Here is a 16157-nt window from a genome sequence, read left to right as displayed (position 1 = left end):
CGAATATATATAAGGCTGACTCAAACAAAGAAAGCTTCCTCCATGGTCAAATTACATTGCCGATCATTACCATGAGGGACGTTTTCCTGAGTCGGCCTTTTATTATGGATTCCACTGTTTTTTTGTCTGCCTTATCCCTTTATTTTGAAATTAAGATTGATTGGGGAGGAAGCTATGAAGTATAAAAGCGTATTTGACATAATCGGTCCAGTCATGATTGGTCCTTCAAGCTCGCATACCGCCGGTGCAGCTCGGATCGGAAGAGTGGCAAGAAGTCTGTTCAGCAGAGAGCCTAAATGGGTAGAAATTTCTTTATACGGATCATTTGCAAAAACATATAAAGGCCATGGAACAGATGTAGCGATAGTGGGTGGGATTCTTGACTTTGACACCTTTGATACAAGAATTATTCAATCTCTTGAACTTGCTAAGCAAAAAGGAATTGCCGTCCGTTTTATTGAAGAAGATGCTATAACAGATCATCCAAATACAGTCAGAATAAAAATGGGAGATGAAAATGGTGACTTAGAGCTCGTAGGAATTTCAATTGGTGGCGGAAAAATTGAAATCATTGAATTGAACGGGTTTAAACTTAAATTATCTGGACATCATCCGGCAATCCTGGTCGTTCATAATGATAAATATGGTACGATTGCAAGTGTATCGAATGTGTTGGCAAAACATCAAATTAATATTGGGCATATGGAAGTTTCTAGAAAAGAAAAAGGAAAAATGGCTTTAATGACGATTGAAGTCGACCAAAATATAGAAGATGATATATTAAAAGAAATATCACAACTGCCTAACATAACTCGTGTCACGAAAATTGTGGAATAAAATTACCACCTTGAAGGGAGGAATCGATATGTTCCGCAATGTAGCAGAGCTGGTTGAATTGGCTGAAAGTAAAAATGTTAAAATTTCACAAATTATGATTGAGCAAGAAATGGCAGTAACAGGAAAATCCCGAGAGACAATCTTACAGCAAATGGAGACCAACCTTGAAGTGATGGAAAAAGCAGTAGAAAGAGGTCTAAAAGGTGTGCAGTCACATTCGGGATTGACAGGTGGAGATGCAGTTTTGCTTCAGAATTATATAAAAAGCGGGAAGAGCTTATCCGGAGACCTACTTCTGGATGCCGTTAGCAAGGCTGTGGCAACTAATGAAGTAAATGCAGCAATGGGTACGATTTGCGCAACACCAACTGCTGGTTCTGCCGGAGTCGTTCCAGGCACACTGTTTGCTGTGAAAAATAAGTTGAATCCAACAAGACAGCAAATGGTCGAGTTTCTTTTTACAGCTGGAGCGTTTGGTTTTGTTGTGGCCAACAATGCTTCCATTTCAGGAGCTGCTGGGGGCTGCCAAGCGGAAGTCGGTTCTGCATCAGGAATGGCCGCTGCAGCCATTGTGGAAATGGCAGGTGGAACTCCATCCCAGTGTGCCGAGGCGATGGCCATTACACTGAAAAATATGCTGGGACTTGTTTGTGACCCTGTTGCAGGTCTTGTAGAAGTCCCATGCGTGAAAAGAAATGCTATGGGAGCTGCAAATGCCATGGTAGCGGCTGATATGGCGCTTGCAGGTATTACGAGCCGAATTCCTTGTGATGAAGTGATTGAAGCGATGTATAAAATAGGTCAGACTATGCCTGTCGCCTTACGAGAAACTGCTCAGGGAGGGTTAGCGGCAACTCCGACTGGCCGGGAGTTGGAAGCGAAAATTTTCGGATTGCCGCTCAATAAGAAGTGACACAATCTCTTCAAGAACCAGTAACAGTCATCAAAGGAATCGGTGAGGAAACAGCTGCAAGCTTACGTGAAATGAATATTGAAACCGTGCAAGATTTAATCGAGTATTTACCTTTTAGATATGAAGATTATCGGCTAAAGGATCTAGCTGAAGTTCAACATGAAGAGAGAGTGACAGTGGAGGGGGTTGTACATAGTGAGCCTTCTCTGATCTATTATTCTCGTAAGAAATCTCGCCTTACCGTAAAACTTCTAGTAGGAAGATACTTAATATCAGCCGTATTTTTTAATCAGCCGTATTTAAAAAATAAAATTGTATTAAATGAAACCATTACCGTGACTGGTAAATGGGACCGAAATCGACAAACGATCACAGTGAATGAAATGAAAGTCGGTCATCATCATCATGAACGGGAACTTGAACCGGTCTACTCTATAAAAGGGAGTGTTACTGTAAAATCGTTAAGGAAATATATACAAAACGCATTTCTGTCCTATGGAAACTGGATCGAGGAGAACCTACCAGCCTCACTTATACAAAAATATAAATTATTGTCACGGCACCTAGCCTTAAAGGCCATGCATTTTCCGAAAGACAGCAATGACTTGAAACAGGCAAGAAGAAGGATGATCTATGAGGAGTTTTTATTGTTTCAATTAAAAATGCAGGCTTTGCGTAAAATACAACGTGAAAACTCTATGGGTGTTCAACAAAAATATCAATTGCCATTGTTAAAGCAATATATAGCCACATTGCCTTTTCCGTTAACTTCTGCACAAAAAAGGGTTGTGAATGAAATTCTTGCGGACATGAAGTCTCCTTATCGGATGAACAGGCTTCTTCAAGGTGACGTAGGTTCAGGGAAAACAGTTGTCGCATCAATTGCTCTTTTTGCCTCGCATACGGCAGGATTTCAAGGAGCCCTAATGGTTCCGACAGAAATTTTGGCTGAACAGCATTTTCAGTCTTTGTCGAAATTGCTTCAACCAATGGGAGTCAATGTAGCATTATTAACTAGTTCAGTGAAAGGGAAAAAACGGAAGGAAATTCTGTATGAGTTGGCACAAGGAAAGATCCATACAATAATTGGAACGCATGCACTTATACAGGATGAAGTGAATTTCCAAAAGCTTGGATTGGTCATTACAGATGAACAGCATCGCTTTGGTGTGGAGCAAAGACGAATTTTACGAGAAAAAGGTGAAAGTCCGGATGTGTTGTTCATGACTGCCACACCAATTCCACGAACTCTTGCCATCACAGTATTTGGTGAAATGGATGTATCAATCATTGATGAAATGCCTGCTGGTAGAAAGACGATTGAAACATATTGGGCAAAGCACGATATGCTTGAAAGAGTATTGGCGTTCATGGAAAAAGAATTGCGAAAAGGACGGCAAGCTTATGTCATTTGTCCGTTAATTGAAGAATCTGAAAAGCTTGACCTTCAAAACGCCATTGATGTCCATAACGTTTTAACCCAATATTTTTCTGGGCGCTTTAAAGTTGGATTGATGCACGGCAAGCTTCATCCTTCTGAAAAAGAGGAAGTCATGAAGGAGTATAGTGAAAATAAAATTCAGGTTTTAGTTTCTACAACGGTTGTAGAAGTGGGAGTGAATGTTCCAAATGCGACCTTTATGCTGATTTATGATGCTGAAAGGTTTGGATTATCACAGCTTCACCAGCTACGTGGACGAGTAGGCCGTGGAAGCGATCAATCCTATTGTATATTGCTTGCTGATCCTAAATCGGAAAATGGCAAGGAAAGAATGAGAATCATGACGGAAACAAATGATGGTTTTGTTCTTTCTGAGAAGGATTTGGAACTGAGAGGGCCAGGAGACTTTTTCGGGAAGAAGCAAAGTGGTCTGCCTGAATTTAAGGTTGCGGACATGGTACATGATTATAGAGTTCTTGAAGTAGCTAGAGATGACGCTGCAAAATTGGTTTCCTCTCAAAGCTTTTGGACTGAACCGGAGTATAGCCCGCTCAGAAAATATTTGAAAGACAGTGGGGTTCTTGAAGGAGAAAAATTGGATTAATGTTTTCAGATTGCAAGATGTAATCAAATTCTTGCAATCTGTTTTTTTTATATATATACTACTATTAGTACCTAGTCATAATAGTACGGATGGTGAAAGGTTATGCGAAGAAACAAAAAGGAGCGGCAGCAGCTTCTACTTGAAACAATCGAACAAAATCCTTTTATTACGGACGAGGAGCTTGCTGAAAAATTTTCTGTCAGTGTACAAACCATTCGCTTAGACAGGCTTGAAAGATCAATTCCCGAATTGAGGGAAAGAATAAAGCATGTTGCTGAGAAAAAATTCAGTGATGAAATCAAATCATTACCGATTGAAGAGGTCATTGGAGATATTATTGACATACAGCTTGATGAAAGTGCCATTTCCATTTTTGATGTGAAGCGTGAGCATGTGTTTAAGCGTAACGGTATAGCCCGTGGACACCATCTGTTTGCTCAGGCTAATTCTCTAGCTGTAGCTGTGATCGATGACGAACTGGCTTTAACGGCTAAAGCGACTATTCAATTTACACGTTCCGTAAAAGAAAATGAAAGAGTCGTAGCGAAAGCGAAAGTGACAGAAAAATTACAAGATAGAACTTTCGTAGATGTAGAAAGCTACGTAGGAAAAGAACTAGTCTTTAAAGGAACTTTTGAAATGTATAGATCTAACAAAGCAAAAAAGGATGAAAAAAATGAAAATCATAATTGACGCTATGGGCGGAGATCATGCACCTAAGGCTCCTGTTGAGGGAGCGATGAAAGCTGTCAAAGCATTTCCTGATCTTGAAATTGTTTTAGTGGGCAATGAACAGGAGATAAAAAAACATTTAGAATATAACGATCGTATATCCATCTTGCATACAGAAGAAACCATTCTTCCCACTGATGAGCCTGTAAGAGCAGTAAGAAGAAAGAAAAATGCTTCTATGGTGTTAGCGGCGCAAGCAGTATCTGATGGTCAAGCTGATGCATGTATTTCTGCCGGGAATACCGGTGCATTGATGGCATCAGGATTGTTTGTAGTTGGACGCATCGAAGGGATTGAGCGGCCTGCGTTAGCCCCTACACTACCTACTCTAGAAGGGGATGGATTTTTATTGCTAGATGTTGGGGCAAATGCCGACGCAAGACCTGAGCACCTTTTGCAATTTGCGATTATGGGTTCGATATATGCAGAAAAGGTCCGTGGAATCAATCGGCCGCGGCTAGGCTTGCTGAACATTGGAACGGAAGATAAAAAAGGGAATGAGCTGACAAAGGCTGCTTTTACTTTGCTAAAAGAAGCAGATCTTAACTTCGTTGGTAATGTAGAAGCAAGAGATTTACTTGAAGGCGTTGCAGATGTGGTTGTGACGGATGGCTTCACAGGTAATATGGTCTTGAAAACAGTTGAAGGAACCGCTCTTTCAATCTTCAAAATGCTAAAAGAAGCATTAACAAGCAACTTCAAATCTAAGCTAGCGGCAGCAGTTTTGAAACCAGAGCTTGTAAAAATCAAAAATAAGTTGGACTACTCAGAATATGGAGGAGCAGGCTTGTTTGGATTAAAGGCACCTGTCATTAAAGCGCATGGGTCTTCTGACGCCAATGCAATCTTTAATGCGATTAGGCAAGCAAAGATTATGGTAGAGCATAAAGTTGCTGACACCATTCGAGAAAGTATATCGAAAAACGGACAAGGAGAATGATGGATGGGGAAAATTGCATTTGTTTTTCCAGGGCAAGGCTCACAAGCCGTTGGAATGGGGAAAGACTTATACGACTCTTTTGACGACGTTAAAGCTGTCTTTGAACAAGCAGACGCACGTTTAAGTGAGAGTCTTTCAAAACTAATTTTTGAGGGTCCCCAAGATCAATTGACCCTCACGATAAATGCCCAACCGGCATTATTAACCACAAGCATTGCCTTGTTAAAGAGATTTCAGCAATCTGGTATAAAAGCGGACTTTATGGCCGGTCATAGTTTAGGAGAGTATACCGCCTTAGTTGCTGCTGGATCGATTCCGTTTGAAGACGGTGTGTTCACTGTCAGGAAGCGTGGCGAATTCATGGAGGAAGCAGTTCCAAACGGACAAGGTAAAATGGCAGCTGTTCTTGGGATGGATCGCGAAGCACTTAAAGAAGCGACGGATGAAGTCACTGCAAAAGGAAATATTGTACAGCTTGCAAACATTAACAGCCCTGGACAGATTGTCATTTCTGGTACTGCACAAGGTGTATTAGAAGCTTCAGAGCTTGCAAAAACAAAAGGTGCCAAAAGAGTGATTCCTCTTGAAGTTAGCGGACCGTTCCATTCGATCTTAATGAAGCCTGCTGCTACAAAGCTTCAAGAAGTATTAGATTCTATTTCCATACAAAAAGCACTGGTTCCGGTTATCTCAAATGTGACAGCTTCACCAATGGATGAGCCGGAGGAAATCAAACAAAGACTTCTAGAGCAGCTCTATTCACCTGTCTTATGGGAGGATTCAGTAAAAAGAATGATGGAGCTTGGTGTGGACACTTTTATAGAAATTGGACCAGGAAAGGTTTTGGCAGGATTAATTAAAAAAATCGACCGAAAATCACAAGTGTTTTCGGTTTTCGATGAGGCTTCCTACCAAGCAACGGTTACATCCTTAAAGGGGGAATCTTAATGAAGCTTGATGGTAAAAAGGCTCTTGTCACAGGAGCTTCAAGAGGGATTGGAAGAGAAATCGCATTGGAACTGGCTGCTCAAGGAGCGGATGTTGCAGTCAATTATGCCGGAAGCGAAGCGAAAGCAATGGAAGTCGTTGACGCAATTAAAGAAATGGGACGGAATGCAATTGCCATTCAATGTGATGTGTCTAATTCAGAATCCGTCACAAATATGGTAAAAAAGGTTATTGAAGAATTCGGTGCACTTGATATTCTTGTAAATAACGCTGGCATCACTCGGGATAATCTCCTTATGAGAATGAAGGAGGAAGAGTGGGATGATGTCATCAATACCAATTTAAAAGGGGTATTCCTTTGCACGAAAGCAGTAACCCGTCAAATGATGAAACAACGGTATGGAAGAATCATTAATGTTGCTTCCATTGTAGGTGTAAGTGGTAATCCGGGACAAGCGAATTATGTTGCAGCTAAGGCTGGGGTCATTGGTCTGACAAAAACAACGGCAAAAGAACTGGCTGCAAGAAACATTACCGTCAATGCGGTCGCCCCAGGGTTTATCACAACAGATATGACAGATAAGCTGACAGAAGATGTCAAACAAGCGATGTTATCTCAAATTCCACTGGCAAGATTTGGGGAACCGAAGGATATTGCGAAGGTCGTAACCTTCCTTGCTTCGGATGACAGCTCTTATATGACTGGTCAAACCCTCCACATTGATGGTGGTATGGTCATGTAATCTCGTTTAGGCGGGCGCCTTCCGCTTTTCGTAAAATTAGTTTATTATTTTAAAAAAATACACTATAATGGCTTGAGGGGAGGTGATTAGAGTGGCAGACGTTTTAGAGCGTGTAACGAAAATCATTGTTGACCGTCTTGGAGTAGATGAGTCTGAAGTAAAGCTTGAGGCTTCATTTAAAGAGGACCTTGGTGCTGATTCCCTTGATGTAGTTGAGTTAGTAATGGAACTTGAAGACGAATTCGGAATGGAAATTTCAGACGATGATGCTGAGAAAATCTCCACTGTCGGAGACGCAGTGAATTACATACAAAGCAATATGTAATGAAATGTTCTCATGAAATGAAGCTCCGTTATGGCGATAACGGGGCTTTAGTTTGTAGTAGAAGTGTAATTAGTAAAAAACTCAGGCTGTTTGACAAAGCTTATCAGCCCTAAATCGTTCCATTAGGTGAGAGGGATTATCTATATATTATGTCTTAATTTGGAGTGTAACGATGGAGGCGAGTTTTTTTGGACAGCCTGAGCTCCGTTTATTTAACGGGGCTTTCTTATTGCTATTTTGTATGATCGCTTGCCTTTATAAACAAAATCCTATTATAGTGGTACATATTGCATGTAATTTTTTCAGGAGGAAATTATGCGAAAGTATGCAAGGTCAAAGCGAAATAACGTAAAGGATCTACTATTTAAAGACTTTCAAGATCAAATAGGATTCACGTTTAAGAATGAAAAATTATTAAAGCAAGCTTTTACCCATTCATCTTATGTGAATGAGCATCGCCGAATGCCATATGAAGACAATGAAAGGCTTGAATTTTTAGGGGACGCTGTATTGGAATTGACGATATCTCAGTATTTATATCATAAATTTCCGACCATGAGTGAAGGAGAGCTTACAAAACTTCGTGCTGCAATTGTCTGTGAGCCCTCATTAGTCGTATTTGCTAACGAACTATCCTTTGGCAAATTAGTATTGCTTGGAAAAGGAGAAGAAATGACAGGAGGAAGGGAACGTCCTGCGCTCTTGGCGGATGTTTTCGAAGCATTCATTGGTGCACTTTATTTAGATCATGGTTTAGATGCTGTGATAAAATTTCTTGAAAAAACTGTGTTCCCAAAAATAAATGACGGTGCTTTTTCTCATGTGATGGATTTTAAAAGCCAGCTGCAGGAACTTGTTCAGCGAGGCGGAAATGGTACGATCGAGTACGAGGTTATGCAAGAAAAAGGTCCGGCCCATAATAAGGAATTTGTTTCGAAGGTGTCTTTAAATGGTGAAATTTTAGGGATCGGTATGGGTCGGTCCAAGAAAGAAGCGGAGCAGCTTGCAGCACAGCAGGCGCTAAAAAAGCTGAAAAATGAAGAAAAGAAATAGTAGATTCAAAAAATAAGGGGGAAAGAATGTGTTCCTCAAACGATTGGATGTAGTAGGATTTAAATCCTTTGCTGAAAGGATATCAATTGATTTTGTTCCAGGTGTAACCGCTGTAGTTGGACCAAATGGTAGCGGTAAAAGTAATGTAACGGATGCAATTAGATGGGTGCTTGGGGAACAATCTGCCAAATCTCTTCGTGGAGCAAAAATGGAAGATATTATTTTTGCCGGAAGTGATTCAAGAAAGCCTCTAAACTTTGCCGAGGTAACGTTAACATTAGATAATGAAAAGCATTTTTTGCCGATTGATTATCAGGAAGTCAGTATCACAAGAAGAGTGTATCGTTCTGGTGACAGCGAATTTTTCATCAATAAACAAGCTTGTCGACTGAAGGATATTGTTGACTTATTTATGGATTCCGGTCTAGGAAGAGAAGCATTTTCTATCATCAGTCAAGGGAAAGTAGAGGAAATATTAAGTAGTAAGGCTGAAGATAGAAGAACGATTTTTGAAGAAGCTGCGGGCGTTTTAAAGTATAAAACCCGAAAAAAGAAGGCCGAAACAAAGCTTTTAGAGACCCAAGAAAATTTAAACCGCGTCCAAGATATCTTGCATGAGCTAGAAGGTCAGGTAGAGCCTCTAAAAATTCAGGCATCCATAGCAAGAGATTATCTTGAAAAGAAGGAAGAATTAGAAAACAGTGAGGTTGCCCTTATTGTATATGAAATTGAGTCTCTTCATGAAAAATGGGAACTTCTTTCTAAAGAGTTAGAGGCACATCGTGACCAAGAGCTCTCGATGTCCTCTGACCTGCAAAAAAAAGAAGCACTAGTAGAGCAATATCGAGATAAAATAGCAGCGTTGGATGAGTCAATTACAGATCTACAAGAGGTCCTCTTATTGACAAGTCAGGAGTTGGAAAAGTTAGAAGGGCGGAAAGAGGTATTAAAGGAAAGAAAGAAAAATGCTGCGCAAAACAAGCTAGTGCTCGAAAAAGCCTTGTCTGAAGCCAAACACAGCATCGTAACTCTAACGAAGCAAAAAGAGTTGGAAGAAAACGCCTTAGAGAAACTAAAAAGTGAATGTTTAGAACTACAAAACAGTTTAAAAGAAAATGAAAAACAGCTTACAATGTTCAATCAAAATATAGAAAGCATGATTGAAACATTAAAAAGCGACTATATCGAATGGCTTAATAAACAAGCTGCAGCAAAGAATGAATTCCAACTCATCGAGCAGCAAGTTCATTCCTACAAAATCAAGCACGATAAGCTAGATCAAGAGAACGAAAAATATTTAATGGAGAGAAAAGAAGTAGAAGACAAAAAAGCAGAATTGCTGCAAACTTTGTCCCACGTTCAATCACAGCTAGAAAGTGGAGTAGCCACTTACAGGGAAGAACAGAAAAAGCTAGACACTTTGTCAAATCAATATCAAAAACAGGAATCTACTCTCTATCAAGCGTATCAATATGTTCAGCAAACAAAATCTAGAATTGAAATGCTAGAAGAAATGGAAGAAGAGTATGCCGGCTTCTTTCAAGGTGTAAAAGAAGTGTTGAAGGCCAAAGGAAAACCACTTCAAGGTATAGAAGGAGCGGTAGCAGAGCTTCTTAAAGTTCCTAAGGAGCTTCAGACAGCTATTGAAACAGCACTAGGTGGAGCGATGCAGCATATCGTTGTCGATCATGAAGAAAATGCTCGCTCAGCCATTGCTTATCTAAAAAAGAATTCATACGGCAGAGCTACTTTTTTACCTCTTTCAGTTATTAAAGGAAGAGATATTCCTTTAAGTCAACTAACCATGATGCAAAGTCATCCGTCTTTTAAAGGAGTAGCTTCCCAACTCATCGATTATGAAAAAAGATACGAGGCTGTTTTCTCAAATTTACTTGGAACAGTCATTATTACAAATGATTTAAAAGGTGCGAACGAGCTAGCTCGTATGGTTGGCCATAAATATCGTTTTGTAACGCTGGATGGAGATGTAGTCAATCCGGGTGGCTCGATGACGGGTGGTGCAACCAATAAAAAAGGAAGCTCTCTTTTATCTCGAAAAGGTGAACTAGAAGAGTTGAGAGAAAAATTACAGGCGATGGAGATGAAAACGTCAGAGCTAGAGTCATCCGTCAAAAAGTTAAAAGAGAAAGTCGCAAATCAAAACTCTCTTCTCGAAGAGTTGCGTACAAAAGGAGAACAGCTTCGTTTGCAGGAACAGGCCATAAAAAGTAATATTAGAGAAGTTGAGCTAAGAGAAAAGAACGTTAACGAAAGGCTTTCTCTTTATGACATGGAAAAAGCGCTGCTACATGAAGAACAGGATGAGAAAAATGAGCGCTTGGTTTCATTAAAACAGCTATTATTGGAATGTGAACAAGAATTAGCTAGTTTAGATGCTCAAATAAAGGAGTTGAATGAGAAAAAGCAATCTCAGCAAAACTCCAAGGAAGCAGTGATATCCTATAACCATGAACTTAAGATCCAATTAGCAGCAAAACGTGAACAGCTTCAAAATCAACAGGATAAATATGACCGAATCTTGTCAGACTTGCAGCATTTTACATCCAAAGCAAAGGAAATAGAAGAGGATTTATCTTTGTTGACGTCTGAAATGAATGACAGTACAAGCGGAGAAGAAATGCTTGAAGAAGCTTCACGTAAAAAGCTTCATGATAAAAATGAAACGGTTAAGCTTATTTCATCTAGAAGAGAAGAAAGAAGTAAGCTTCAATCTCTACTAGAAGACGTAGAACTTGATGTAAAAGAGATTAAAAGGCAATATAAAGGATTGGTTCATGCGTTAAAGGATGAAGAGGTAAAGTTGAATCGTCTCGATGTAGAACTTGAAAATAGGTTAAATCATTTAAGAGAGGAATATTTTTTAACCTATGAAGCTGCAAAAGAAAAATATCCATTAACGATTCCGGTTGAAGAAGCACGGAAAAAAGTGAAGCTAATAAAATTAGCGATCGACGAGCTTGGTACCGTTAATCTTGGCGCAATTGATGAATATGAGCGTGTTTCTGAACGATACAAGTTCCTATCTGAGCAGCGTAAAGATCTACAGGAAGCTAAAGATACATTATTTCAGGTAATTGAAGAGATGGACGAAGAAATGAAAAGAAGGTTTGAAGAATCCTTCACTGCGATTAAAGAACAGTTTGGACAGGTTTTTGTTGAGTTATTTGGGGGTGGCAGGGCTGAATTGAGGCTGACCGACCCAACAGACCTGTTGAATACTGGAGTTGAAATCGTTGCTCAGCCTCCTGGTAAGAAGCTGCAAAATCTTGGTCTTCTTTCTGGTGGAGAAAGGGCCCTTACAGCCATCGCATTGCTATTCTCGATTTTGAAAGTTCGTCCTGTTCCGTTTTGTGTGCTTGATGAGGTAGAAGCAGCATTGGATGAAGCGAACGTTTATCGTTTCAGTCAATACTTAAAAAGATTTAGTACACAAACTCAGTTCATCGTTATTACCCATCGTAAAGGAACGATGGAATCAGCAGATGTACTGTATGGCATTACTATGCAGGAATCAGGAGTATCAAAGCTAGTGTCTGTCCGCTTGGACCAAGAATCAAAAGAATTCGTAGAAACGAAAGGTAGTGTCAAAAGTTCTATGAAAAACTAGTTCTAGGCATCTCCGCCAGGATTTCAGGAATAGCCAAGTCCGCAATCGCTCTTGACAAACAGTCGAAAAAGGTTGCGATACGGCCATCAAGGGCGAAGGGAACAAAAGTTAGGCATGGCAAATAGCCCTTGACGTTACCAATTTTAACCTTTTTCTCCATTCGGTTTGTCAAGAGTTCGCTTCGCCGATTGCTAAGCACAAGGGCTCAGCTAAACAAAAAGTTAGGAAGACTGTTCGGCTATCCACTGTTGTGAGAGCTCAATTAACTTCGTCCACCGGGCGGGCATGTGGGGCATTTCCTCGAGTTCTGGAATCATGACAGGTACCTTCCCTTCCAATGAAGCGTGGGGCCTTAGAAAGTTGAAATAGGCCACAAATAACGTCACAAAAGAGACAGAGCCTTGTTCAGAACCGAAACCATGCGTGGAACGATAATTGCCCTTAAATGTTCGATTAAGTCTTTCGATGATTTGCTTTAGCGGGCGGTATTCAGTTGAGACAGGATCTTCGTTAGTCAAACCAATGACTTGCTTGATATCAAAGTGAATATCATTTTGCGCAAAGAAATGTTGTGCCAAAAGGTAAATGGGGTTCCCATCTACTACGAAAGATAGGTTATCCGGAATCTCCTTTAGCTTAACTAGAACTTCATCAATAGCTCGAATGGCAGTTACAGTATCACGATTCGCCGACACCGGATAGGATAAAATAATCTTCTTCACAGCGTCAAAAAAGAAGAAGAGATAATGCCACTTACCGTTTACACGAATGTAAGTCTCATCACCACAGAACTGATCAGAAAGATCGTAAGGGTAGTAATCTACGTAAGGCTTGAGCCATAGTGCAACGCCGTTTTCGTAATTAAGAATACTCTGGTGAGATACTGATACGCCATGAACATCCTTCATGATTGCTGCAGTCCTACGGGCCGAAAGGCCATAGTTTACATGGTAGGTTAGGATCAATCCTAATGTATGTGGTGAAACATACAGTCTGGATAAGTCTACCTTTGGTTTCTTCGGGGATTCTTTTGATAATGGCTTAAAATCAATGAGAAACTGCCGGTAAATATAACGCATCTTGAAGAATTGGGGATCTTCCTTGAATTGCTTTTTGTCTTTTTGAGACATCCCTTTAAGATTCTTTTGGTAGAAAGAACAGCTGTTATTCTTGCACTTGTATACTAGAAAATCCTTTCGTTCCTTGATTTTTTCAAGTGTTTTATGGCAATGAGGACATTTTAAAATCGCCTCTTTGGCAAAGCGATTTTTATTGCTAAATAAACATTCACACACCTTACATTGATACTGACCTTTATCACCGTTATTGGCGTACAGATATGTTGAAGGTGCACCACACCGCACACAACACAACTTATCTGGGACAGTTACCTTGGCATTTTTCCGACGAATTACTGGTTTTAACGGCTTGCCGTTCTTCTCCAGATACTCCGCAAGGAGAACTCGGTAATCTAGCTTTTCCAAGGTTTCAATCATGGGTAAATCATCGATTTGTAACTTTCGATATTCTTGCTTTACAGGTTGATCTAAAGGTTTGTCGAACATACTCTTCCCCACAAGAAGAGTCAATAATGTTCGAATTACCTGTTCTTGATAGTTTATAAAATTTAATAAATAGGTTATAATTTGAGGGTACAAGATTGTCACTTCCTTTATTTAGGGATTTAGTGTCGGTGTGGTAACCTCACTATTACCTAAAAATTTCAGGGGGTGGCAATTTTTTTGCTCAAAAAGCCCTCTAATATAGGATTTACTAACCTATTTACTATAAAAGTTTTGACAATACGTAGTGGAGCATGGAGGGTAATTTATGAAAGGGAAACCATCACAAACGGCTGTACTAAAAAGACTTTTAACATATGCTTTACCGCATAAAAGATTAATTCTTTTAGGATTTTTTTTCTTATTGTTGACTACGATCGGAGATATTACCGGACCGATATTAATAAAAATTTTTATTGATAATTATTTAACTCCCCGCCATATAGTTTATGGTCCTGTTGCAGCTCTTGCAGCAGGCTATTTGACGATCCAAATTTTACATGTGTTTTTCAGCTATTTACAGCTCGTTAAGTTTCATGAAATAGCACTAAAAATCATCCAGCAGCTTCGTGTTGACGTTTTTTCAAAAATCCATAAGCTAGGCATGAGGTATTTTGATAAAACACCGGGTGGAAGCATAGTCTCAAGGATTACGAATGACACAGAGGCCATTAAAGATATGTTTGTAAACGTACTAGCTACTTTTGTACAAAGTATATTTCTTCTTATAGGGATATTTATTGCAATGTTTTTCTTAAATCCTAAGCTTGCGATGTTTTGTTTGCTGATTCTTCCTATCATCTATTGGATTATATACACGTATAGAAAATATAGCTCTAAATATTATCATGAAATGAGGGAGTGTCTTTCTCAGCTAAATGCTAAAATGAACGAATCTCTTCAGGGAATGAGCATCATTCAAGTGTTTAGGCAGGAAAAGCGGCTACAGGATGAGTTTGGATATATTAATGACCTGCACTATAAAGCAGGAATGAAAAATATTAAACTGGATGGTTTGCTTTTGCGCCCGGCCATTGACCTAGTATATTTTCTAGCTCTCATGATCGTCCTTAGTTTTTTTGGTATTTCATCTTTTGACCATGGTGTGGAGATCGGAGTTTTATATGCATTTATTAATTATCTAGATCGTTTTTTTGAACCGATTAATCAAGTGATGATGCGTCTCTCTATGTATCAGCAATCTATAGTTTCTGCTACAAGGGTTTTTCAAGTCATGGACGAAAAGGACGAAGAGCCAAGGCAATCTGGAAAAGTAAAAGAAATTTCACACGGAAAAATTGAATTCAAAAATGTGTCCTTCTCTTATGATGGAAGAAAAGATGTATTAAAAAACATTTCATTTACTGCCAATCCGGGCCAGACGATTGCCCTTGTCGGTCATACCGGAAGTGGAAAAAGTTCAATTATAAATTTAATCATGAGATTTTACGAGTTTGACAAAGGAGAAATATTGATAGACGATTGCTCAATTAGAGATTATTCAAAAGAAGAACTTCGCAAAAAAATGGGGTTGGTGCTTCAAGATCCTTTTCTCTTTTTCGGAAACATCGAGGATAATATTAGGCTTTACAACAAAGAGATAACAGAGCAAGATATTAGGGAGGCAAGTGAGTTTGTTCAAGCACATCATTTTATTGAAGAATTGCCAGACCAATATAAGCATCCCGTTGTAGAAAGAGGAGCTACATTATCAAGCGGCCAGCGACAACTGATAGCTTTCGCGAGGACGATCGCAACGAATCCGAAAATCTTGATTTTGGATGAGGCTACTGCTAATATCGACACGGAAACGGAAGAAGCGATTCAAAAAGCGTTGGAAAAAATGAGAAAAGGGCGCACGACTATAGCCATTGCCCATCGTTTATCTACAATACAGGATGCGGATTTGATTTTAGTCCTACATAACGGAGAAGTTGTGGAACGAGGAAACCACTATGAATTGCTAGCAAAGCGTGGATTATATTATAAAATGTATTTGCTACAAAATGGATTACAAGATCAAATCAATGTAGTGGTCAATGAATAAACCATTTAAAATAAGAGACTGTTTAGAACCTACGGGAAGGAATTATTGCACAATAAGTGATTTTTTCTTTCCGAAAGGCTTTTTTAATAATATGCTGTTATACTGGTTTAGTAGCTGATCAAGCTCCTGGCTAATCTGTAATGTATAGGAGGATGATAAGCCGTATTCTGATACGCAGTTGTTTAATTGGAGACGTTTCAATTCTATAATATGGAGAAGTTCCTTTTTAGACACGATACGTATTCCTTTCAGAAAATTTAACAGAATATGTCATATTTTTTATTAGTATAATCTTTTTTGGGAAAAAATACAATTATTTGCTTACTACATTTTATTCCAATAATCATATTTTTACTGTAAAAATTTATTTTTTGTCTTAGCTTG

At 39.3% G+C, this 16157-nt stretch carries 13 protein-coding genes; 11 read left to right on the top strand and 2 right to left on the bottom strand.

Features of this window, described 5'->3' with window-relative positions; translation table 11 throughout:
* The first annotated feature begins 174 nt into the window (after positions 1-174).
* The 10 genes from sdaAB (at position 175) to smc (ending at position 12164) form a co-directional block, all read left to right on the top strand.
* A complete protein-coding gene (gene sdaAB, locus GD441_RS04410; RefSeq protein WP_153124113.1) occupies positions 175-837 on the top strand; it encodes an L-serine ammonia-lyase, iron-sulfur-dependent subunit beta in 663 nt (220 codons plus the stop codon).
* A gap of 28 nt (positions 838-865) precedes the next feature.
* Positions 866-1750 carry an L-serine ammonia-lyase, iron-sulfur-dependent, subunit alpha gene (sdaAA, locus tag GD441_RS04405; protein ID WP_153124111.1) on the top strand — a complete coding sequence of 295 codons (885 nt, stop codon included), beginning with the start codon at positions 866-868 and terminating at the stop codon, positions 1748-1750.
* The gene (gene recG, locus GD441_RS04400; RefSeq protein WP_153124109.1) at positions 1747-3795 is read left to right on the top strand and encodes an ATP-dependent DNA helicase RecG; all 2049 of its coding nucleotides are present in this window, start codon (positions 1747-1749) and stop codon (positions 3793-3795) included. The genes sdaAA and recG overlap by 4 nt, the downstream gene beginning before the upstream one ends.
* Positions 3796-3897: 102 nt before the next feature.
* Complete coding sequence (gene fapR / locus GD441_RS04395) at positions 3898-4488, top strand: transcription factor FapR (protein ID WP_153124108.1); 591 nt, start codon at positions 3898-3900, stop codon at positions 4486-4488.
* Entirely contained in the window at positions 4472-5467 is a 996-nt protein-coding gene (gene plsX / locus GD441_RS04390) for a phosphate acyltransferase PlsX (protein ID WP_153124106.1), read from the top strand. Before fapR ends, plsX begins: the two co-directional genes overlap by 17 nt.
* Before the next feature lie 3 nt (positions 5468-5470).
* Positions 5471-6415: an ACP S-malonyltransferase gene (fabD, locus tag GD441_RS04385; protein WP_153124105.1), complete on the top strand. Its 945-nt coding sequence runs from the start codon at positions 5471-5473 to the stop codon at positions 6413-6415.
* On the top strand, positions 6415-7158 hold the full coding sequence (gene fabG / locus GD441_RS04380; RefSeq protein ID WP_153124103.1) for a 3-oxoacyl-[acyl-carrier-protein] reductase: 744 nt from the start codon (positions 6415-6417) through the stop codon (positions 7156-7158). Before fabD ends, fabG begins: the two co-directional genes overlap by 1 nt.
* A gap of 91 nt (positions 7159-7249) precedes the next feature.
* Positions 7250-7483 carry an acyl carrier protein gene (gene acpP, locus GD441_RS04375; protein WP_153124101.1) on the top strand — a complete coding sequence of 78 codons (234 nt, stop codon included), beginning with the start codon at positions 7250-7252 and terminating at the stop codon, positions 7481-7483.
* A gap of 315 nt (positions 7484-7798) precedes the next feature.
* Entirely contained in the window at positions 7799-8536 is a 738-nt protein-coding gene (gene rnc, locus GD441_RS04370) for a ribonuclease III (RefSeq protein WP_153124099.1), read from the top strand.
* Positions 8537-8564: 28 nt separating this feature from the next.
* A complete protein-coding gene (gene smc, locus GD441_RS04365) occupies positions 8565-12164 on the top strand; it encodes a chromosome segregation protein SMC (protein WP_153124097.1) in 3600 nt (1199 codons plus the stop codon).
* 221 nt (positions 12165-12385) lie between these two features.
* Here the strand turns inward: smc and GD441_RS04360 are convergent, their stop codons facing one another.
* Complete coding sequence (locus GD441_RS04360) at positions 12386-13822, bottom strand: DDE-type integrase/transposase/recombinase (RefSeq protein WP_153124095.1); 1437 nt, start codon at positions 13820-13822, stop codon at positions 12386-12388.
* Between the two features lie 172 nt (positions 13823-13994).
* Here GD441_RS04360 and GD441_RS04355 point away from each other — a divergent pair, with 172 nt between their 5' ends.
* The gene (locus GD441_RS04355) at positions 13995-15773 is read left to right on the top strand and encodes an ABC transporter ATP-binding protein (protein WP_153124093.1); all 1779 of its coding nucleotides are present in this window, start codon (positions 13995-13997) and stop codon (positions 15771-15773) included.
* 42 nt (positions 15774-15815) lie between these two features.
* On the opposite strand, the gene GD441_RS04350 is transcribed toward GD441_RS04355, so the two are convergent.
* Complete coding sequence (locus tag GD441_RS04350; RefSeq protein WP_153124091.1) at positions 15816-16007, bottom strand: aspartyl-phosphate phosphatase Spo0E family protein; 192 nt, start codon at positions 16005-16007, stop codon at positions 15816-15818.
* Positions 16008-16157 lie beyond the last annotated feature (150 nt).

This window comes from Peribacillus tepidiphilus (assembly GCF_009466385.1).
Taxonomy (GTDB): Bacteria; Bacillota; Bacilli; order Bacillales; family DSM-1321; genus Bacillus_BN; species Bacillus_BN tepidiphilus.
This window is presented reverse-complemented; position numbering and strand designations above follow the sequence as displayed.